General features: G+C 36.2%; 20 protein-coding genes and 1 riboswitch. Of the genes, 14 read left to right on the forward strand and 6 right to left on the reverse strand.

The annotated features are described in order from the left end of the window. From ruvB to IGJ11_RS00815, 5 genes are all read left to right on the forward strand, one after another. On the forward strand, positions 1 to 1002 hold the full coding sequence (gene ruvB, locus IGJ11_RS00795) for a Holliday junction branch migration DNA helicase RuvB (protein WP_010720372.1): 1002 nt from the start codon (positions 1 to 3) through the stop codon (positions 1000 to 1002). Positions 1003 to 1094: 92 nt separating this feature from the next. Continuing rightward, on the forward strand, positions 1095 to 1676 hold the full coding sequence (locus IGJ11_RS00800; RefSeq protein ID WP_207431815.1) for a TetR/AcrR family transcriptional regulator: 582 nt from the start codon (positions 1095 to 1097) through the stop codon (positions 1674 to 1676). Positions 1677 to 1689: 13 nt separating this feature from the next. Further along, positions 1690 to 2154: a low molecular weight protein-tyrosine-phosphatase gene (locus tag IGJ11_RS00805; RefSeq protein ID WP_207431816.1), complete on the forward strand. Its 465-nt coding sequence runs from the start codon at positions 1690 to 1692 to the stop codon at positions 2152 to 2154. Positions 2155 to 2290: 136 nt separating this feature from the next. After that, positions 2291 to 2665, forward strand: coding sequence for a hypothetical protein (locus tag IGJ11_RS00810; RefSeq protein WP_010720369.1), 375 nt, complete (start codon positions 2291 to 2293; stop codon positions 2663 to 2665). Between the two features lie 160 nt (positions 2666 to 2825). Beyond that, positions 2826 to 3161: a hypothetical protein gene (locus tag IGJ11_RS00815; RefSeq protein WP_207431818.1), complete on the forward strand. Its 336-nt coding sequence runs from the start codon at positions 2826 to 2828 to the stop codon at positions 3159 to 3161. Positions 3162 to 3768: 607 nt separating this feature from the next. On the opposite strand, the gene brnQ is transcribed toward IGJ11_RS00815, so the two are convergent. The 5 genes from brnQ to IGJ11_RS00840 form a co-directional block, all read right to left on the reverse strand. Continuing rightward, positions 3769 to 5124, reverse strand: coding sequence for a branched-chain amino acid transport system II carrier protein (brnQ, locus tag IGJ11_RS00820; RefSeq protein ID WP_010736841.1), 1356 nt, complete (start codon positions 5122 to 5124; stop codon positions 3769 to 3771). Between the two features lie 406 nt (positions 5125 to 5530). Further along, a complete protein-coding gene (locus tag IGJ11_RS00825) occupies positions 5531 to 6886 on the reverse strand; it encodes an amino acid permease (protein ID WP_034698690.1) in 1356 nt (451 codons plus the stop codon). A 271-nt stretch (positions 6887 to 7157) separates the two neighbouring features. Then, entirely contained in the window at positions 7158 to 7898 is a 741-nt protein-coding gene (locus tag IGJ11_RS00830; RefSeq protein ID WP_010720365.1) for an amino acid ABC transporter ATP-binding protein, read from the reverse strand. Between the two features lie 12 nt (positions 7899 to 7910). Then, positions 7911 to 9506 carry an ABC transporter permease subunit gene (locus IGJ11_RS00835; RefSeq protein WP_081128330.1) on the reverse strand — a complete coding sequence of 532 codons (1596 nt, stop codon included), beginning with the start codon at positions 9504 to 9506 and terminating at the stop codon, positions 7911 to 7913. Between the two features lie 249 nt (positions 9507 to 9755). Beyond that, positions 9756 to 9930: riboswitch (Lysine riboswitch) on the reverse strand. Positions 9931 to 10255: 325 nt separating this feature from the next. Continuing rightward, the gene (locus IGJ11_RS00840; protein WP_010736843.1) at positions 10256 to 10558 is read right to left on the reverse strand and encodes a hypothetical protein; all 303 of its coding nucleotides are present in this window, start codon (positions 10556 to 10558) and stop codon (positions 10256 to 10258) included. Between the two features lie 221 nt (positions 10559 to 10779). Here IGJ11_RS00840 and IGJ11_RS00845 point away from each other — a divergent pair, with 221 nt between their 5' ends. From IGJ11_RS00845 to IGJ11_RS00875, 7 genes are all read left to right on the forward strand, one after another. After that, on the forward strand, positions 10780 to 11505 hold the full coding sequence (locus IGJ11_RS00845) for an NAD-dependent protein deacylase (protein WP_010736844.1): 726 nt from the start codon (positions 10780 to 10782) through the stop codon (positions 11503 to 11505). Further along, the gene (locus IGJ11_RS00850) at positions 11495 to 12346 is read left to right on the forward strand and encodes a chorismate mutase (protein ID WP_207431819.1); all 852 of its coding nucleotides are present in this window, start codon (positions 11495 to 11497) and stop codon (positions 12344 to 12346) included. Before IGJ11_RS00845 ends, IGJ11_RS00850 begins: the two co-directional genes overlap by 11 nt. Beyond that, positions 12339 to 12860, forward strand: a complete 522-nt coding sequence (locus IGJ11_RS00855; RefSeq protein WP_207430490.1) for a transcription repressor NadR — start codon at positions 12339 to 12341, stop codon at positions 12858 to 12860. The genes IGJ11_RS00850 and IGJ11_RS00855 overlap by 8 nt, the downstream gene beginning before the upstream one ends. Positions 12861 to 13117: 257 nt before the next feature. Then, positions 13118 to 14326: a hypothetical protein gene (locus tag IGJ11_RS00860; protein ID WP_207431820.1), complete on the forward strand. Its 1209-nt coding sequence runs from the start codon at positions 13118 to 13120 to the stop codon at positions 14324 to 14326. 80 nt (positions 14327 to 14406) lie between these two features. Continuing rightward, a complete protein-coding gene (locus IGJ11_RS00865; RefSeq protein WP_094940928.1) occupies positions 14407 to 15357 on the forward strand; it encodes a hypothetical protein in 951 nt (316 codons plus the stop codon). A gap of 335 nt (positions 15358 to 15692) precedes the next feature. Further along, positions 15693 to 15983, forward strand: a complete 291-nt coding sequence (locus IGJ11_RS00870) for a hypothetical protein (RefSeq protein ID WP_231105526.1) — start codon at positions 15693 to 15695, stop codon at positions 15981 to 15983. Positions 15984 to 16050: 67 nt separating this feature from the next. Beyond that, the gene (locus tag IGJ11_RS00875) at positions 16051 to 17127 is read left to right on the forward strand and encodes a hypothetical protein (protein WP_242697139.1); all 1077 of its coding nucleotides are present in this window, start codon (positions 16051 to 16053) and stop codon (positions 17125 to 17127) included. A 144-nt stretch (positions 17128 to 17271) separates the two neighbouring features. On the opposite strand, the gene def is transcribed toward IGJ11_RS00875, so the two are convergent. Continuing rightward, a complete protein-coding gene (gene def, locus IGJ11_RS00880) occupies positions 17272 to 17835 on the reverse strand; it encodes a peptide deformylase (protein WP_010720354.1) in 564 nt (187 codons plus the stop codon). 248 nt (positions 17836 to 18083) lie between these two features. Between def and rpsO the strand changes: the two genes are divergently transcribed. Further along, complete coding sequence (rpsO, locus tag IGJ11_RS00885; protein WP_010720353.1) at positions 18084 to 18353, forward strand: 30S ribosomal protein S15; 270 nt, start codon at positions 18084 to 18086, stop codon at positions 18351 to 18353. A gap of 182 nt (positions 18354 to 18535) precedes the next feature. Next, entirely contained in the window at positions 18536 to 20659 is a 2124-nt protein-coding gene (pnp, locus tag IGJ11_RS00890; protein WP_063626433.1) for a polyribonucleotide nucleotidyltransferase, read from the forward strand. The last annotated feature ends 225 nt before the right edge of the window (positions 20660 to 20884 follow it).

Consider the following 20884-nt stretch of genomic DNA (forward strand, 5'->3'; position numbering starts at 1 on the left):
ATGACCGATGAACAGTTATTATCCCCTGAAACGGGCGAGAATGAATTAAGTTTAGAGAAGACCCTCCGCCCACGGTTACTTTCCCAATATATTGGTCAAAAGAAAGTGAAACAGGAACTCAAAATATATATTGAAGCTGCCCGTCACAGGGAAGAGCCGTTGGATCACGTTTTGTTATATGGTCCGCCGGGATTAGGGAAAACGACAATGGCAATGGTGATTGCGAATGAAATGGCAGTCAATATACGAACAACTAGTGGTCCCGCAATCGAGCGACCAGGAGATCTGGTTGCTATTTTAAATGAGTTAGAAGCTGGCGATGTTTTATTTATTGACGAAATTCATCGATTACCTCGTGTAGCAGAAGAGATGCTTTATTCTGCCATGGAAGATTTTTACGTTGATATAATGGTTGGACAAGGACCAACTGCTCATCCTGTTCATTTTCCTTTACCACCTTTTACATTAATTGGCGCAACAACTCGTGCAGGTATGCTTTCAGCGCCACTTCGTGATCGATTTGGGATCATTTCTCATATGGAATATTATGAAGAAGCTGATTTAAGAGAAATCGTGATTCGTTCTGCTGATATTTTTCAAACAGAGATCATTGAAGAAGGTGCACTGGAAATTGCTAGACGTTCAAGAGGAACACCACGGATCGCTAACCGCTTATTAAAAAGGGTACGTGATTTTGCACAAGTACAGGGAGATGGCAAGATCAATCAAACCATTGCCGATCAAGCATTAACGTTGTTACAAGTCGATCAGGCAGGTTTGGATTATGTCGATCAGAAACTATTACGTACGATGATTGAATTATATGGTGGCGGACCGGTTGGATTGAGTACGTTATCTGTCAATATTGGTGAAGAAAGAGAAACTGTTGAAGATATGTATGAACCTTTTTTGATCCAAAAAGGTTTCTTGAAACGGACACCTCGTGGAAGGATCGCCACACCATATGCCTATGAACATTTTGGATATGATTATCAAGTATAAAAAAGGATACTTGAATCGACTGTCCATATAAATACTTTTTCAAGAAAATCGTAGAACTAGAAGTCTTTGTAAAGAAGATAGGAGATGATGAGATGGGCGATACACCACATACTAAGCAATTGATTAAAAACGTATTGATTAATCTATGTCAAAAGCAGTCTTTTCAAAAGATCAGTGTACAGAAAATCGCCCATGAGGCAGGCATCAATCGCCAAACATTTTACTACCATTTTACAGATAAATACGATTTGTTGCGATGGGTGTATTACGAAGATTGTTTATGCTATTTAGATCCTCATTCGCTTTCTTTAGACAACTGGGAAGAGCAAGCATTAAAAATGTTGAAGGCAATTGCTGCACAAAAAGAATTTTATGCGAACACTGTTACCTCTGACCAAGAAATACTACAAAAAGAGTTTACTGCTGTTATCCAGCAATCATTTATTAAGATTTTTGATCAAATGGATGAAGAAAAGCAGTTATCAAAAGCGGACAAATTGTTTTATGCTCGTTTTTTTTCTTATGGATGTAGTGGGGTTCTAATCAATTGGATTACACATGATTACGAAGAGACGCCTCTAGAAATCGCCGTCCAATTGTTCCGCTTAGCCAAAGATACAGAATTATATTCCTATCGGTTGTATGCAAAAGAAGAGCTGGAAACAAATGATTAGAAGGAGAGCAAACATGACGAAAGTTTTATTTGTATGTCTAGGAAATATTTGCCGTTCACCAATGGCAGAAGGTTTGTTGAAGAAAATGGTAGCTGAAGACGGACAATCTGATCGATTTTTGATTGATTCTGCAGCGACAAGTACTTATGAAGTGGGGCGTTCACCTCATAAAGGAACAAAGAAAATTTTAGAAAATGAGAACGTGGATACGAGTCAAATGATTGCACGCCAAATCACAGAAGAAGATTTTCAACGATTTGATTGGATCATTGGCATGGATCAATCTAACGTAGAGGATTTACAACGGATGGCACCGACCGACGCACAACATAAGATCCATTTATTTTTAAGTCGGGTTCCTGGAAAAGAAACACAAAATGTTCCTGATCCATACTATACCGATAACTTTGATGAAACTTACCAATTATTGACTGAAGGGCTCAAGTATTGGATGCAAGAATGGAAAATAGATAAATAAAATAACGATATATCTATATAGGTAACGCTTTCTTTTTGTTGCTCAGTATAGATAATATTCTTGTTATTTCGTTAAATCTTAGGTAGAATATAGTTAATTAAGTAACACTTTCTTAGCTAAAGGAGGAGTGCATTCAATGAACGAAGAAACAGTATCACCAATGAAGAAATTGACCAAGTTAGTCACGCATACGTCGTATCAGCTTTTTGATTCTTTTGTAAATGACACTGAAAAAATAGCAGAGAATGTACGTTTGCAAGGAAAGTTTGTTTTAGAGCTGCAAAAAGCAGCTACTCAACATAGTTTAGTGATTTTACAAGTAAGAGCCAATCGAAAAAGTAATAAGTACGAAACGATTTCAGGCTGGGTAGCTACAAAAAATGTTGAAAAAGAAGTAGTCATGATTCGCCTACAAAACAAGGAACAACAAATACGAATGGTTCCAATTGATCAAATCGAAAAAATCACCAGTCTTTCTCCAGCAGGAGATCAAGAGCGGTTATCTAAATAGAAGCAAAAAAAGCGATGGAATAGATTCTTCATTTTCCGTCGCTTTTTGCTTTTTTTCATATGATGTTGGCGAAGAGAAAACTGAAAATCAATACTAGAGCAGTACATAATTAAGTCATGAGGATAGATGGATTTTATCAATCAATAGAGAGGTGTTATGGGTGCCAAAGAATCGTTTGATTAATTATATGACCAAAAATTGGAAGATAGCCGGATGGAATATATTTGATTCTTTATTCCTTTCTGCAGCTGCAATCGTTGTTTCTTTAAATATAGTGTTCGTCCTATTTCCAGATTTGGATAACTATTATACAAACGCATTAAATTTATTTTTGATTGGTCTGATGATGGTGTTTGTTGGCTTGGGAGAATCAGTAAAATCTAAAGTTGGAAAACGAATCGATGTCTTAATTGGTAGTATTTGGGTAATTTATTTCTGCCTCTATTACTTTACAGGTTTTCATAATCCTACTTGGATGAATTGGCATTTTTTTTGATACGATAAAACGAAAACCAAGAATGATACTTTGAAAAATTGGCAAGACTACCAGGGATGACAAAAGCTGGCTGGTCGGGGATAGATAAACTAAAACACAAAAATGGCTGAGACAAAACTATTTTTCAGGTTTGTCTCAGCCATTTCTAGTTCAATAAAAAAGTCCTGCTAGCCGGGGAGCTAGCAGGATAAGGAGTTAAAAATGAAAAAGTGTTGTTAGGGTTGTTTGTTGGTATGCTTATATATTACTCAGGAGTTGTGAATTTTTTGTGACGAAAGTTTTTGGAAGTTGGTAATTTTTTTAGGAAAATATATTTCTGCTAGCCATTTGACTAAATAGTTAAATACATCCAATGGATTCATTCAAAAAGTAATTTTGTCAGTTATCTGTTGATTCTAATGACTTAGTAAAAAATTCAGAGCCGAAAATAGAAGTAAAATACACAGGTCCCTTCTTGTATATATAAATAGAGCATATTTGAAGCACTTTTCCACTGTTAGATGCAATCTAATAATGGAAAGTTACTTCAAATATGCTCTGTTCATTTCACAGAAGTGATGATCGCACACCGTTCCTTCTTTTAGAAGAATGATCGTCCTAGATGCCGTTACTCTACAACGGGTGTTTCTTTTTTAACCATACTCCAAATCAAGCCAATTACTAAACCAATCAATGCTGGGACGATCCACCCCATTCCTAATTTAAAGAATGGCAGATAATTCGTTGCGAAGTCTAACAACGTTTTGACAAAGCTGGTTTGCTTGATTCCGTCTGGGCAAGCATTTAAACCGTCTAAAATTGAAGCAATTAGTGTAAAATAAGTGGTCATGCGGTAAACAGCAGGACGTTGTTTAAACAATGGACCCACAAGAACGAGTAAGATCAAGGTCATTGCTAAAGGATAAATAAACATCAAGACAGGTAGTGAAATTTGGATGATATTTGTCAATCCCACAGTAGCGACCAAACAAGCAAGTGCACTAGCTAGTGTCACAAATACAATGTAATTTCTTTTAGGAAACAGATCGGTAAAGGTTTCTGCGAAAGCAGTGATTAGTCCAATCCCTGTTTTTAAGCAAGCAAGGATCACAATAAGAGCGAGCAAGATACTGCCATAAGTTCCTAAATAATGATCTGCGATTTGCGCTAGTGCGATCCCACCATTTGAACTTAAAGCAAATCCACCGAGACTCATTGTTCCCACATAAGCAAGTAATGTGTAGATGATTCCCATCAAAACGATACTGATTGCACCAGATTTGATCGTATCCTTAGCAATCTCAGAAGGCTTTGTTACGCCCATATTGCGAATCGTAGTAACGATAAGGATACCAAATGCTAAGGCAGCAAGTGCATCTAACGTATTATATCCTTGAGTAAAACCAGTAAAGAAAGCATGTTCTTGATAACTAGGTTGGACAGTAGCTTGATCGATTGCACCCAATGGATGAATAAAAGCAAGTACCAACAAGATTCCTAGTAAAATCAAAAAGGCAGGATTAAGGAATTTTCCTACATAATCAAGGATTTTAGTAGGCCGTCTGGATAACCACCAAGCAGTGAAGAAAAATAAAATACTAAAAATAACTAAAAATACATGTTGTTGCTTGGCTTGGATAAATGGAGCTAAACCAATTTCAAAAGAGGTAGTTGCTAATCTTGGTAAGGCGAAAAACGGTCCGATGACGAGGTAAAGCAAAACAGTAAAAACCAAAGCATATTTTTTGCCGATCCGTTCTGCTAATTCATAAACCCCTGATGTTTTTGAAACACCGATGGCAATTACACCTAAAAAAGGTAGTCCGATCCCAGTTACTAAGAAGCCAAGATTGGCCCAGAAAACGGCAGAGCCAGATTCTTGTCCCATGTGAACGGGAAAAATCAAATTACCAGCACCAAAAAATAAACCGAATAACATTGAACCGATAAACATACTTTCTTTGAACGTCAATTTTTTTGTCATAGATTTCTCCTTTACTTATTTATACTTTTTTTAAAGTAACAAAAATAACGTAGTTTAGCAATGTTTTTCTAATCAAATAATGAGTATAAAGTATTGATCTTGAGTTGAAATAATCATTATATCCTGAGTGGTTCTGTGAGAGAGTAATTGAAGGGGAGATGTTCTATAAGTAATTGACCAAAAAATCTGGAGGCTGAGCCAAAACTTGCCTCAGTCGCTTCTAGAAGCTCTAAAACTGAATAAATGGTGAGACAAAAGTGGCATCTTCGGAAATTCCTTCTTATTCTTGATGCGAAACACTTTTGTCTCAATCTCATATTCTAAAGATTTTTTGCGGCTTATAAAAAAGAGAGTCCTAACATACTTTTATCAATCTATTTTTTTAGTATGGATTGTTGTCAGTATTTCAAAGTGATTGTTTCTCGTATTTCATTCGATAAATGATCAATAACCCAATAAACCAAACAGGAGTTAAGAGTAAGGCAATACGTGTGTCTTTGCCAAGAAATAAAACTAGACAAATGAAAATCATGTAGGCAAAAACAAGAAAATTACTATAAGGATAAAAAGGCATTTTGAACGTATGCTCTTTTTTACCTAACATACTTTTACGATATTTTAAGTGAGTGTAAACGAGTATTCCCCAGATAAATAAAAAGCAAGTAGTCGCAATACTGCTGACGAGTGTAAATACTTCACTAGGCATCACATAATTTAGGATAACGGAAATAAAAATCACAATAGTTGAAAAAACTAACGCATTTCCTGGTACACGGTGAGAAGTCAACTGACGGAATTTTTTAGGCGCGCTACCTTCTTGTGAAAGAGAGCGTAACATACGTCCTGTACTGTAGATCGCGCTGTTACAAGCAGAAGCCGCAGCACTCAATACGACTAAATTAATCAAAGATGCGGCTATGGTGATCCCAATTTCTGAAAACACTTCGACAAATGGGCTGTTGTTCGCATCTAAGCTATTCCAAGGATAGATAGACATGATAACGAACAAAGAACCAAGGTAAAAAAGAATGATTCGAATAGGAATATTATTGATAGCTTCGGGTAAGACTTTTTCAGGGTTTTTGGTCTCACCAGCAACCAAACCGACTAATTCGATTCCTGTAAAGGCAAATGTGACCATCTGAAAGGAAAGAATGAATCCTTTCGTACCAGTTGGGAAAAAGCCGCCATGTGACCAGAGATTGGTGATACTAGCAGGTCCAGCACTTGTTTTGTAATGGGTAAGAATCATGTAAATACCAACGATAATAAATGCAATAATGGAAACGACTTTGATCAAAGCAAACCAAAATTCTAATTCACCAAATAGTGAAACAGCCACCATGTTTAAACCAAGCAGTAAAATCAGAGCGATCAATTCAGGAAGCCATTGTGGGACTCCTGGAACCCAGTAACGGACATACATCCCGATCGCTGTCAAATCCGCCATAGCGATCGCAACCCAACAAAACCAATAAGTCCAACCTGTTACGAAAGCAACTTTTTTTCCAAGATATTCTGCAACAAAATCAAGAAATGAATGATTATTTGTATTAGATAATAAAAGTTCACCTAAGGCACGCATAATAAAGAAGCAAACGCACCCGGTAATAAGATAAGCCAGTAAAATAGAGGGACCAGCTAATTGAATCGTTTTTCCTGCTCCTAAGAAAAGACCTGTTCCGATCGCACCACCAATCGAAATCAATTGAACGTGTCTATTCTTAAGTCCACGCTGTAGTTCTTGTTGCTCTTCAACCATTGTTTAATCATCCTAACTAAAAAATTTGATAATTTCTATATTAATAGAATTTTCTAAAAATTACAACTTAATTCAGAAAATATTCAAAAATTCATTTTCAAACAAATACAATCAGACCAATCAATCTAAGAAGAGAGGACTGATCGACTGATGAATTAATGAATGGTGTTCAAATAGATTGCAGATAAACATGAGAAAATAGTGAATCATTTCCCAAAAAAGGAAAAGCCTTTATCAAAACGAACCTGTCGTTTCGGATAAAGGCTTTCTTCTATTTTTTTAAGATACGTGATAAAAACTCTTTGGTACGTTCTTCTTTTGGATGAACAAAAATATCATCAGAGGTTCCTTCTTCAGCAACAACACCTTTATCCATGAAGATGACACGATCAGAAACATCTTTTGCAAATTCCATTTCATGTGTCACGATAATCATGGTTAAACCAGTGTGAGCTAGGTCTTGAATGGTATTCAATACTTCTCCGACCATCTCAGGATCAAGTGCTGATGTTGGTTCATCAAATAACATTACATCTGGGTCCATTGAGAGGGCTCTAGCGATTGCCACACGTTGTTTTTGACCTCCTGATAATTGAGAAGGTTTGGCTTCAATATAACGTTCCATTCCAACTTTTTCTAGATTTTCAAGAGCGACTTTACGAGCTTCATCTTTGTTTCTTTTTAAGACAGTCGTCTGACCAGACATACAGTTTTCTAAGACATTCATGTTATTGAAAAGATTGAACGATTGGAATACCATTCCGACATTTGTTCGATATTTAGGCAAGTTATATTTTGGCGCAAGAATATTTTCGCCATTATACATGATTTCGCCACCAGTAGGTTTTTCTAAAAGGTTGATGCAGCGTAAGAAAGTTGATTTACCAGAGCCAGAAGAACCAATGATGGTTACAACTTCACCTTTATGGATATCCATGCTGATGTCTTTTAATACTTCATTTTCACCGAAGCTTTTTCTTAAATGATTGATTTTAATGATTTCTTCACTCATGATTCTTCCTCCTTATTCCTGCAAGTTGGCGTTGTCAACTTCTTCAATTTTTGTATAGGCTGAAGGACCATCGATTTTTTTCTCCACTACACGCAAGATTCTGGTAATCGTAAAGGTCATAACCAAGTAAATGATACCTACGATTGTAAATGTTTGGAAGAATTGGAAGTTTGCTCCTGCAGCAGAGTTCCCTTGGAAGAATAGATCAGCTACACCAATAACACTTAAGACTGCTGTATCTTTGATATTGATAACAAATTCATTCCCGGTCGCAGGTAAGATGTTACGTAAGACCTGAGGAACAACTACTTTTCGCATTGTTTGTCCATGTGTCATACCAATTGCTTGCGCTGCTTCAAATTGTCCTTCATCGACAGCGAAAATACCACCACGGACGATTTCAGTCATATAAGCACCAGTATTGATCGATACAATGAATAAGGCAGCAATCGTACGATCAAGGGAGATTCCAAAGGCTAATGCTAATCCGTAAAAGACGACCATAGCTTGAACCATCATTGGTGTTCCACGGAATATTTCAATATAAATCGATAGTAGTAAATTTGCTAACTTTTGGAAGAAACGTGTCACGGCATTGTCAGACTCAGGAATAGAACGGAAAACACCGATCAACAAGCCTAAGGTAGTTCCAATAACTGTCCCAATCAATGCAATAAATAACGTAAGTCCTGCACCACGAAGGAACATATTCCCATATTGATCCCAAATCGTTTTGAAATCAGTGAACAAACCAGCTTTTTCTCCCTCTGTATTTGTTGAAGCGGGTTGATCTTTGATTGCTTGATCCATAATTTCTGTACGTTCTTTTTGAGAGATACCGCTAAGAATTTGGTTAACTTTTTGGATATCTGGGTCACCTTTACGCATTCCAATAGCGATTTGGACATCTTCAGGATTTGTTTGAAAACCATTCTGACCAGTAAATTCTAACATTTTTAAATCTTTATTGACGCTAGTTGCTGTTACCCCTTCAGGTCGTTCGCTGACATAACCATCAATCATACCTGAAGCAAGAGCGGTACGCATCGCAGAGAAGTTATCCATTGCTTGTTGCTTTTGCACATCAGGAATTTGATCGATGACATTATAATGGAAAGTATTCAATTGAGCAGTAATCTTAGCATTTGATAGATCCGCCAAACTTTTTGCATTGGCATATTTACTATCTTTTTTGACGACTACAACAAGTTGTGATTCATAATAAGGATCGGTAAAATCAATTTCTTTTTTACGTTCTGCTGTGGGGCTCATCCCAGCAATGATCGCATCGATTTTGCCAGATTGTAACGCAGGGGCTAATCCATCCCATTTGGTTTGCATGATGACTAATTTTTTCCCTAATCCATCCGCAACTTTTTTGGCAATTTGGACATCATAACCACCAGCATAGCTTTTTTGACCTTGGATCGGTACAGCGTTGTTGGCATCTGTTTGCTGTGACCAGTTGAAAGGGGCATACCCCGCTTCCATACCTACACGGAACTCATCTGTTGGTGTTTTCTCATCGGCATTCACGAAACTTCCTACAGGGAAGAATGAAAAAATAAATGCCATCAATAGGGTAAGTGTAACTGAACTTTTTTTCATAATCTTTCTCCTTTTCTTTTTACACATACGGCTCGACGATTTCATCAGGAATGAAACGGGCGAAGTTCCGCTTCAGCTAACTTAATTTTACTGTCAGATAGACGTACTTATCAAATTAACTGTTTACGCATAATTTTTTTACGAGCGGTTAAACAAATGCGTTGCAGTAGCTTATCAGGAGAAATAAAAAACGACCGCTTCAAGAATATAAAAGGGTCGCTAACATTTCACAAAAGTGATAAACCTCTCACAAAACATAGCGCAACTTAGCATCACTGCTAAGACAGTCCACAAGCTCTTAACTTGTGTCCCAACGTAAACTTCAAGCAAAGAAGAGTACATTTCGGCGATCTTCCCTAGTCCTGCTTCACGGTGTTTGCTTCACTCCACAGGGTTAATGATTCTCGCGACCTCTACCTCATTGATTGAGGTATCTCGTATTCAGTTATTTATACAAAAAATAGTTTACGATAGACAAAGCACTTTGTCAATCTATAACAGAAGTTTTCTTGTGAAGTATTGATAGCTATAGAAAATTTCTATAATTATACAAAAAATAAGAAAAATGATATTCAAAAAGAGCGAGAGTTGTAAAAGAATAATTATTCATTAAATAAATAAAAATTAGGACACGAATCTATTTAAGTGTCCTAATTCCTACTTATTATATAAAATAAAGCAGTCGAAAAGATGAGCTTCTTAGCAATAGCTGACCCAATCAATCATTTTCGATCCTGACTTTCTGTATATTATGCTGTTTTACTAACTACTTTTTTTTCACGACCTAAGATTGCTTGAAGAATAATCGTTACGCCATAAATAGCCAATATTAGATAAATCAGACTTGAATATTGAGTGATTCCCCAACCCCATGTTCGGAAAATAACTAAGGTAATCGCTAAAACGATCGCAGCAAGTACATTGAAAAATGCAAATGCCCAAAGATTTCCATTTTCTTTACGAGCAAGGTAAAAAATTGAAAAATAAATACTTAATGCTAACCAGGCGATACAAGCTAAAATCACGCCCCAGTAAATAATGGATGGTACCATACCAACTCACCTCACTTTTGTTCTATATGCTTGGTTTATCGTACTATTAGATAGCAATAGTGATGATCATACCGAAGAATCTAGCAGTATTGTAGCACGTTTTCATTGGTTTGTCAGTCTATATTGTGAGATGTTTCTCAAAAAATGAAATCGTTTGAATAAAAAGTACGATCAATCAATAAACGAAAGATAGATGTATAATAAAAGAGAGGTGAAAGGAAATGAAAAAAGTAACCGTTGAAGAAGCGGTAGCAACAATAGCCACTAGTTCAAAAATCACTTTCCTAACTGGCGCTGGGGTATCAACGCCTTCTGGTATTCCCGACTATCGATCGTTAAAAGGAATCTATCATGGATTGGAACAACCCGAATACCTTCTAAGTCATGAAGCAATGAACAATGAGCCACAAAAATTTTATTCATTTGTGAAAAAAATCTATCATCCAACAGCAAGACCAAATATTATTCACTTAGAAATGGCAAAGTTAGCCTCAAAAAAGCAAGTTTGGGTAGTTTCCCAAAATATCGATGGATTACATGAAAAAGCGGGAAGTCCAAAACTTGTGAATTTTCACGGAAATCTTTATCATTGCTATTGTAGGAAATGTGGGAACACCGTTTCTTGGGAAACCTATTTACAAACAGATCAACATGCAACATGTGGGGGACAAATTCGACCAGATATCGTGTTGTATGGGGAGGGATTTAATGATGAAGTCATAGAGCGAGCAACATCGGCTGTTCAACAAGCAGAGTTGATCGTCATCGTCGGAACGAGTTTTCAAGTACACCCGTTTTGTGACTTAATCCAATTTCGTAATACGAAGTCTCAAATCTTAGTAATCAACCAAGAGCCAATCCAGTTAGACCAAGAATATGATTTTCTGCAAACGGACGGTGCTATAGTATTTGAAAAATTATCAAAAGGAGCAAATTATGACCATTAGAACAGAAAAAGAAAAAATGATTGCTGGCGAATTATATTTTGCTAATGATCCGGAATTAGTAGCGGATCGTCAATACGCAAGAAGCCAAAGTACGATCATCAACCAAGCAGAAACAGCAGAGCTACGTTCTCAATTACTAAAAGAAACCTTTGGAAAAACGGGAGAAAAAATCTACATGGAGCCAACGATCAATTTTGATTATGGTTACAATATTCGTGTAGGTGAAAACTTCTATGCGAACTACAACTGTACATTTTTAGATGTAAGTACGATCGAAATCGGCGACAATTGCATGTTTGCTCCAAATGTTCAACTTTATACAGCCACTCATCCACTTCATCCAGTGAAAAGGAATAGTGGCTTAGAATATGCGAAACCAATCAAAATTGGTCATAATGTCTGGCTTGGTGGTGGTGTGATCATTACGCCAGGGGTTACGTTAGGAAACAATGTCGTAGTTGGAGCGGGTTCTGTTGTAACTAAATCTTTTCCTGATAATGTAGTGATTGCAGGTAATCCTGCTCGAGTAATCAAAAAAATATTAGAAGATCAACAACCAGAAAAACTTGAAGACTTACGTCAAACAATCGATCAGATTGATCAACAAATCGTCAAATTACTAGAAAAACGTATGGACACGGTAACGAAAATTGGCGAAACCAAACAAGCAACGAAAAAAGCAGTCTATGACGAAAAAAGGGAGCAAGAAGTATTAGAAAAAATCGCTAGTCGGTTAGAAAATACGAAATATAAAGAAACGATCACAGCGACATATATCGATCTTATGAAACATTCTCGTGACTATCAAAATGAATTAAATGGGGAGAAAGTGGATGATTGATGGAGAAGCACGGCGCAAAGAGATTCTGCATACCCTGGCAAATGTAGAAAAACCGGTCAGTGCCAGCAAATTCGCTTCACGTTTTCAAGTGAGCCGTCAAATCATTGTCGGAGATATTGCGTTGTTGAGAGCATCAGGTGCGACTATTATTGCAACGGCAAGAGGTTACGTTCTTGAAACCAATGAAACACAGAACGGCTTAGTGAGCAAGATTGCTGTCCAACATGGTCGTGAGCAAACAGAAGAAGAGTTACGCTTGATCGTTGAAGCTGGTGGCGAAGTTTTAGATGTCATTGTAGAACATCCCTTATATGGTGAGTTGACAGGCATGCTTCATATCCAAACAACTCAAGAAATTGAATTGTTTATGAAACGCTATAAAAAAAGTAATGCTACGTTGTTATCTGAGCTGACCGATGGGATTCATCTGCATACCATCCGTTATCCAGATACTAATGTGTTGAGAACGATTAAGCAACAGTTGATAAAAGCAGGAATTCTCTACGAAGGCTAATGAAGAGCAGAGTGGTCTGAGATGAATATTTAAGAACGTTAAATAATAAATAACTGGTATGATTTGTCTATTTACGAATCGTACCAGTTATTTTATTTTCTTGAAAAAATAAGCGTTCGACTATTTTATTTATAAATTACAATAATATGGAATATGAATAATTCAAGCACTATTCTTCTACATAATAAAAAAATAGTGGGAACCAAGTTTAGCAATAGATGTTTTTAATACATACTAAAGTAAAGGAGTTAAAACAAATGGATAAATTCACTAGCAAAACAGTACAAGGAAATGGTGAAAAGGCTAAAGTCACAGCAAACATCCAAGAAAACGCAGAAGTGAAAGACCAAAAAGAAGTAAATTCCAATATGCCTTTTATCCAGCAAAATATAGAAGAAATTTTCACTTTACAATGGGGAATTCAAGAAGTAGAACAAAAATTAGAACAAAGATTAGAACAAGAATTAGAACAAAGATTAGAACAAGAATTAGCAGCAAAACAAAGCTTCATTAGCCTCTGTAAAAAAAATCAGAATCAGAATATTGAGGAAATTAGTAACAAATTCAACGAGTTAAACAAAACAAGTGGAATAGTCAATCCAATTCCGACTTTCATCAATCAAAAGTTAGAAGAAACTTTCCTATTGAACAAGCGTATTCTGGAAATACATGACACAACAGAAATAGATAGTAAGTCAAAGAAATCAATGATTGAGAACTTAGAAAATTCGAAGGATAAGCTTATGGATCAATTAATTAAGAAAGTTAGTGAAGAATTCAACGAACTAAGAATGGATAAATCAATTAGCGAAACAGTTCAAGGCAATGATGAAAAGGCTGAAGTCACAGCAAACATCCAAGAAAACGCAGAAGTGAAAGACCAAAAAGAAGTAAATTCACCAAATAATCTACTGAAAACAAGTGGAACAGTAAATACAAATATGCCTTTTATCCAGCAAAAAATAGAAGAAATTTTCAATTCACAATGGGGAATTCAAGCAATAGGACAAAAAGGAGAACAAGTATTAAATAAATCAAGATTTTACCGCTTTACATACTTTAAAAACCAGAAGAATCAGAATATTGAGGAAATTAGTAACAAATTCAACGAGTTAAACAAAACAAGTGGAATAGTCAATCCAATTCCGACTTTCATCAATCAAAAGTTAGAAGAAACTTTCCTATTGAACAAGCGTATTCTGGAAATACATGACACAACAGAAATAGATAGTAAGTCAAAGAAATCAATGATTGAGAACTTAGAAAATTCGAAGGATAAGCTTATGGATCAATTAATTAAGGAAGTTAGCGAAGAATTCAACAAATTAACAAAAGAACAATCAAAACAGACATTAAGAAGCATGAAAGAAATACAAAAGGTAAAAAACACAAGACAAAATCCTTTATCTAAAAGGGCAAACTCTTCACCACAAAAAGCAGAACCAGATCAAAAGAAGTCAAGATAGTAATATAAGTTGCAATAACATTGAATATGAATTATTCAGGTACTATTTTTCTACATACTAAAGTAAAGGAGCTAAAACAAATGGATAAATCAACTAGCAAAACAGTACAAGGAAATGGTGAAAAGGCTAAAGTCACAGCAAACATCCAAGAAAACATAGAAGGAATTTTTATATTTGACGAAGTGATTCGAGAAACTCAAGAAATGGTAAGAACAAAGGAACTGATAAGATCAGGAGAATCACTGATTGCGATCTTAATAAATCGAAAGGAACAGTATATTAAGGAAAATAGCAGAAACCTCAACGAATCAAAAAAAGAACAAACACAACAGGCATCAAGTAACATGAAAGAAATGAAAAAGGTAAGAAATACAAATAAAAAGCCTTCATTGCTAAAGGTAATGTTCAATAAACTAATGAGAAGGTCAAAAAATAAGGACAAAAAAGAAGTAAATTCACCAAATAATCCAATAGAACCAAGTGGAATTGAAAATACGTCTTTACTCAAACAAAAGATAGGAGAAATTTTCATATTTGACGAAGTGATTCGAGAAACTCAAGGAAAGGAACTGACAGAATCAGGAAAAAAAGTGAGTGAGTACGTAAAAAATCAGAAGAATCAGCTTATTGAGGAAATGAGCAAAGAATTCAATGAATCAGACAAGGCAAGTGGAATCGAAAACCCCGTTTCGTCTTTAATCAATCAAAAATTAGAAGAAAATTTTGAGGCGAATCAATTCGTTCAAAAATACGAAAAAGATGTAAGCACACATACTTCCGCAATGGTACTATCGATTAAGTTATTAAAAAATAAGAAGTATGCTATTGAGGAAACTATTGGAAAAATCAACGAATTAAAAAAACAACCACAACAGACATTAAAAAGCATGGAAGAGGTACAACAGGTAAAAAATACAAGACAAAATCCTTTATCTAAAAGGGCAAACTCTTCACCACAAAAAGCAGAACCAGATCCAAAGAAGTCCAAGATAATGCAACAAGTAGGCCAACCGGATCAAAGTCGGTCATGATATCTGAAATGGTTAAGGTAAGATCGTTACACTAAGAGAATAATATTGTAGTACAAGAGTTTACGTACTTGAAACTAATGAAACAAAGAACGGCTTAGCGAGGAAAAGAGTTGCCTGGGCTGAATATATAAGAACATTAAATAATAAATAACTGGTATGATTTATCCATTTACGAATCGTACCAGTTATTTTATTTTTGGGAAAAAGAAGGAAGAAACTAGTTTCATTTTCTAAGTAAAATGGGACAATAGGAAGTTTTGTAGCTGAATTTGTTTTTTGATACTACTTCTTACAGAAGCATTCGTGACATAAATAAAATATAGGAGTTGAAGCGCATGATAGGATGGATCTATCAGTTTGGAAACGTGATTCGCTTTTTGGATGATGAAATTAGCGTAAATTTAAAGCAAGCTAACTTACGAATAGCAACATTCAATGCATGTTCAAATAAAAATCAGACTGAAATAAGCCTCCTAAATAAATCGGAGGATCCTCAATCTAAGCTAATAAAAGAACAATCTCAACGCTTGTCTATGAAAAATTATGTACAGAAAGATATTAGTTATCTATCGAAAGAAAAGCTTGCTGAATATGCAAATATAGCAGAACAGCGAATCATCGAATGAAAGACAAAGAATTCTGGAGATAAAGTACTGGAACAACAAACTAGTTTTTGGAAGGAGTACAATAAAGTTGCTATCTGAATTAAAGAGTATTGAAATGTTGGAAAAGCGGAAAAGAAATATAATAGAATTCCCCTTTTTATACGAACAAAGAACCGTTGAACAAACGATCAGTTGGATCGATGACCACTGGGGATCGTTTTTCGATAGAAGTGAGCGTACAAAGAATCTCTTAAAAAAAAATCTTACCATTTGTCAAGAGGATCTAGAATTTAGAGCACAAGCAGATAAGCTACAATTTGAGATAAATCAACGACCTGTTTCAGAAATAAATGCGTTTTTAAGAGCAGTGGCAGAACGAATAGTTAAAATACAAACAAAACTACAAGAAATCGAATTAAACTCTTCTGAATATGACTGGCGGGACCCATATTCTGCAAAAGAAGAATTAGAGAAGTGGAAAAGTTTCGTGGTGGAAATATACAAGTCGCAGGCTGTTCTGATACAACCTGATCTATATGATAAAAATACAGTTGAGGATAAAATAAAACAATTGCCGAGTAATAATGCCACGCTCTTTAATTTGATGGCTAGAAAAAGATGCGAGAAAGATCTTGCGTTACGATCTGAAGCAGAAACAATAATTGAAAATATAAAATGCAAAAATACTCCAGAAATAGTACATATATTAAAAAAAATAGAAGGTCAAATTGAAAAAATTAAAGTTGGGATCAATAAATTAAAAGTATCAAATTCTGAATTAGAGACAGAAATTACTAAAAATCAATTAATGCAAGAAGATGAGCCAATAGGAGAACGCAAAGATCAATTAAAAATCTTGACTCAGCAACTTCGTGCTCGGCGAGAGAATCAATGCTATACGCAACAGAACGGAGAACAACAGTTAGACAAATGGATGGAAATGATTGGTGAAATAAAACGTTGGGCAAAAACAAACAAGATAGACCTATCGGAGGTAGAAAAGAATCTGACGTTAAGCCCATCTCCAGAGAACCTAGGGCAGAAAAAGATAGTAGAATGCATAACTAGAGAGGGGAGTAAACTTAAACGACAAGAAGAAAAAGTGGGAGAAAATGGACATAGTAAAAACAGAAACCAGTTTAATGAACAACGAACACATCGCTGATTCTTAGTAATATAAAAAAGGAGTGGGGCTCCCCACGTCAAAAAGCAACATCTTCGAAAAAATGAGTAGCGATTTCCGAAGATGTTGCTTTTTAGTTCAATTTCTTACGAGTCATTTAGATTGAAATACAACTTTCAATCATTTTTATTCAATCACCAATACGCCTTCTTTAAGGGCAAATGGATTCTTTTCGTTGATATGGTCGTAGAACATCACGCCGTTGATATGATCAATTTCGTGTTGGACAACGATTGCTTCATAATTTTTCAAGCGGATTTTATGTTTCTCGCCATTCATATCTGTATAAGAAACCGTGATCTTAGCGTGGCGGACTACATAGCCAGGTACTTCTCGGTCAACAGATAAACAGCCTTCTCCTTCGCCAAGGCAAGCATCTTGAACTGAGTGACTAAGGATTTTTGGATTATACATTACCGTACTTAGCGTGGGTTCTGTTACTTCTGGATCAGGGCTTGGCACGTGTACAGCAATGATGCGTTTAGAAATATCTAGTTGAGGAGCAGCTAAACCAACCCCTCCACGTAAGTTTAATTCTTCCGCTTTGATTGGATCTTGGCTATTTTTCAGGAATTCGAGCATTTCTTTTCCTAGGTCGATATTTTCTTTGCTTAATGGGAGAGCAACTTCTTCAGCTACTTCCCGCAAAGTAGGATTTCCTTCACGGATGATATTATCCATTGTGATCATGGAATATGTACCCCTTTCTTTTTAGACAGTTATACGTCTATTTTCGCATTATAGTTTAACATAAAATTTAAAAAGTAGGAGAAAGTTTGTTTAAAAACTAAATTTTCTTAATGATTCTTCACTTGATTTCTCCCGTAGATTCAGGTAAAGTATAGCTGTATGCGTAAGGCATATCGCCTGTTACTTGGTTAAGCGAATCACCAACGTTTTACTCAGTCACAGGGGAATAATCGAAAGAGGTGAAAGAAATGGCAATTTCAAAAGAACGTAAAAATGAAATCATCAAAGACTATGCACGCCATGAAGGGGATACTGGTTCTCCAGAAGTACAAATCGCTGTATTAACGGAAGAAATCAACCACTTGAATGAACATGCACGTATGCATAAAAAAGATCATCATTCATACCGTGGCCTAATGAAAAAAGTTGGTCACCGTCGTAACTTGTTAGCTTACCTACGTAAGACTGATGTACAACGTTACCGCGAATTGATCAAACGCTTAGGTCTACGCCGTTAATTTTGACAAAAAGAGTGGGGTTCAAATGAATCTCACTTTTTTTACTGTAATACCTAATACAACCATTCTCGAAAAAAGCATGATAGACTCCTACTAACCAAATGAAAGCTGGATAAGCGACGTTTGGCGGTTTTCATTTGTTTAGTAGCGTCTTGCTTTCACGAGAAAGAAAAGGAGTAATTATGTCAGAAAAACAAATATTCAAAACGACATGGGGAGGCCGTCCCTTACAAATCGAAGTCGGTCAATTAGCAAAACAAGCGAACGGAGCAGTTTTAGTTCGCTATGGAGATACTGTAGTTTTAAGTGCGGCAGTTGCTTCAAAAGAAGCAAAAGATACTGACTTCTTCCCGTTGACGATCAACTATGAAGAAAAGATGTATGCTGCCGGTAAAATTCCTGGAGGATTTATCAAGCGTGAAGGTCGTCCAAGTACAGAAGCAACTTTAACGGCTCGCTTGATCGACCGTCCGATCCGCCCAATGTTTGCGGATGGCTTCCGTAACGAAGTTCAAGTAACCAACATCGTGATGAGTGTTGAAACAGATTGTTCACCTGCGATGGCTGCAATGCTAGGTTCTTCTTTAGCATTATCAATTTCAGATATTCCATTTGATGGACCAATTGCTGGTGTCGAAGTCGGCCGTGTGAATGGCGAATATGTCTTGAATCCAACAGTTGAACAAGCGGAACAAACAGATATTGAACTAAGTGTTGCAGGTACAAAACAAGCAATCAACATGGTTGAAAGTGGTGCGAAAGAAGTTTCTGAAGAAGATATGCTTGGAGCATTACTATTTGGTTTTGATGCAATCAAAGAATTAGTTGCTTTCCAAGAAGAAATCGTCCAAGCTGTCGGCAAAGAGAAAATGGAAGTTTCTTTGTTACAAGTAGATGCAGATTTGAAAAAAGAAATCTTTGATGCTTCTTATGCTACGATGAAAACGGCTGTTATGACAGAAGAAAAACTAGCTCGTGAAGACAATATCGAACAAGTAAAAATCGATATTCGTGAAGCTTATGCCGAAAAATTTATCGGGCATGAAGAGGAAGATCAATTACTAAAAGAAGTAAAACAAATTACTGAGGACTTAGAAAAAGATGTAGTTCGTGAATTGATCACGATCGACAAGATTCGTCCTGATGGGCGTAAATTGGACGAAATCCGTCCACTAGCTTCAGAAGTAAGCTTGTTGCCACGGGTGCATGGTTCAGGTTTGTTTACTCGAGGACAAACTCAAGCATTATCTGCTTGTACCCTTGCGCCACTAGGTGAACACCAAATTATTGATGGACTGGGAGTAGAAGTTAGCAAACGATTCATCCACCATTACAACTTCCCACAATTTTCTGTTGGTTCAACAGGGCGTGCGGGATCACCTGGTCGTCGTGAAATCGGACATGGTGCTTTAGGTGAACGTGCGCTAGCACAAGTGATTCCTTCAGAAGAAGATTTCCCTTATACAATCCGTTTAGTGGCAGAAGTTTTAGAATCGAATGGTTCTTCTTCACAAGCAAGTATCTGTGCTGGGACATTAGCATTGATGGATGCCGGTGTACCAATCAAAGCACCAGTTGCAGGGATTGCAATGGGACTTGTTTCAGATGGCGAAAACTATACGATTTTAACAGATATCCAAGGATTAGAAGATCATCTGGGAGATATGGACTTTAAAGTGGCTGGAACTAAAGATGGGATAACTGCTCTACAAATGGATATTAAGATCCAAGGAATTACGGAACAAATCCTAAAAGAAGCGCTAGCCCAAGCAAAACAAGCACGTATGGAAATCTTAGAAGAATTGACTTCAACGATTGCAGCACCTCGTGAAGAATTAAGCCCATATGCACCGAAAATCGAAATGATCCAAATCGACCCTGCGAAGATCAAAGATGTGATCGGTAAAGGTGGCGACACAATCAATGGTATCATTGAAGAAACTGGTGTGAAAATCGATATCGATCAAGATGGTAAAGTAAGTATTGCTTCATCTGATAAAGAAATGATCCAAAAAGCAATCAAGATCATTGAAGACTTAACTAAAGAAGTAAAAGTCGGTGAGGTTTATCTAGGAAAAGTAGTTCGTATTGAAAAATTTGGTGCTTTCGTTAACTTGATCAAAGGAAAAGACGGATTGGTTCACATCTCTCAACTTTCAAATGACCGTGTCAATAAAGTAGAAGATGTAGTCAAATTGGGTGATGAAGTCCTTGTCAAAGTAACTGAGATTGACAAACAAGGTCGCGTAAATCTTTCTAGAAAAGCGATGTTAACAGAAGATGGTTCTGAAAAAGAAACAAAATAATCGTTTAAGCGATAAAATAGCAAAAAGAGTAATCTGAGGGTTGAAATGCCTACGTCAGTGAAAAATACTTGTTTTTGCTACATTGAAAAAGAAGGAGTGAGACAATGTCTTACTCCTTCTTTTTATAGCTAAAATCCCTCTGGAAAGTTTACTTGGATAAAATCTATTCATAATCTTTGGTCTAATTTTCAAAATAACGTAAAATAAAGGTGTATTTTTTAAGGA

It is taken from the genome of Enterococcus sp. DIV0691 (genome assembly GCF_051711145.1).
GTDB lineage: Bacteria > Bacillota > Bacilli > Lactobacillales > Enterococcaceae > Enterococcus_B > Enterococcus_B hirae.

Coding starts and splice junctions, on each gene's coding strand:
- IGJ11_RS00850 (WP_207431819.1), top strand. CDS start 11,495: ATGACCATTAGAACAGAAAAAGAAAAAATGATTGCTGGCGAATTATAT.
- IGJ11_RS00810 (WP_010720369.1), top strand. CDS start 2,291: ATGAACGAAGAAACAGTATCACCAATGAAGAAATTGACCAAGTTAGTC.
- IGJ11_RS00865 (WP_094940928.1), top strand. CDS start 14,407: ATGGATAAATCAACTAGCAAAACAGTACAAGGAAATGGTGAAAAGGCT.
- IGJ11_RS00825 (WP_034698690.1), bottom strand. CDS start 6,886: ATGGTTGAAGAGCAACAAGAACTACAGCGTGGACTTAAGAATAGACAC.
- pnp (WP_063626433.1), top strand. CDS start 18,536: ATGTCAGAAAAACAAATATTCAAAACGACATGGGGAGGCCGTCCCTTA.
- ruvB (WP_010720372.1), top strand. CDS start 1: ATGACCGATGAACAGTTATTATCCCCTGAAACGGGCGAGAATGAATTA.
- brnQ (WP_010736841.1), bottom strand. CDS start 5,124: ATGACAAAAAAATTGACGTTCAAAGAAAGTATGTTTATCGGTTCAATG.
- IGJ11_RS00835 (WP_081128330.1), bottom strand. CDS start 9,506: ATGAAAAAAAGTTCAGTTACACTTACCCTATTGATGGCATTTATTTTT.
- IGJ11_RS00830 (WP_010720365.1), bottom strand. CDS start 7,898: ATGAGTGAAGAAATCATTAAAATCAATCATTTAAGAAAAAGCTTCGGT.
- IGJ11_RS00855 (WP_207430490.1), top strand. CDS start 12,339: ATGATTGATGGAGAAGCACGGCGCAAAGAGATTCTGCATACCCTGGCA.
- IGJ11_RS00805 (WP_207431816.1), top strand. CDS start 1,690: ATGACGAAAGTTTTATTTGTATGTCTAGGAAATATTTGCCGTTCACCA.
- IGJ11_RS00870 (WP_231105526.1), top strand. CDS start 15,693: ATGATAGGATGGATCTATCAGTTTGGAAACGTGATTCGCTTTTTGGAT.
- IGJ11_RS00840 (WP_010736843.1), bottom strand. CDS start 10,558: ATGGTACCATCCATTATTTACTGGGGCGTGATTTTAGCTTGTATCGCC.
- IGJ11_RS00845 (WP_010736844.1), top strand. CDS start 10,780: ATGAAAAAAGTAACCGTTGAAGAAGCGGTAGCAACAATAGCCACTAGT.
- IGJ11_RS00800 (WP_207431815.1), top strand. CDS start 1,095: ATGGGCGATACACCACATACTAAGCAATTGATTAAAAACGTATTGATT.
- IGJ11_RS00860 (WP_207431820.1), top strand. CDS start 13,118: ATGGATAAATTCACTAGCAAAACAGTACAAGGAAATGGTGAAAAGGCT.
- def (WP_010720354.1), bottom strand. CDS start 17,835: ATGATCACAATGGATAATATCATCCGTGAAGGAAATCCTACTTTGCGG.
- rpsO (WP_010720353.1), top strand. CDS start 18,084: ATGGCAATTTCAAAAGAACGTAAAAATGAAATCATCAAAGACTATGCA.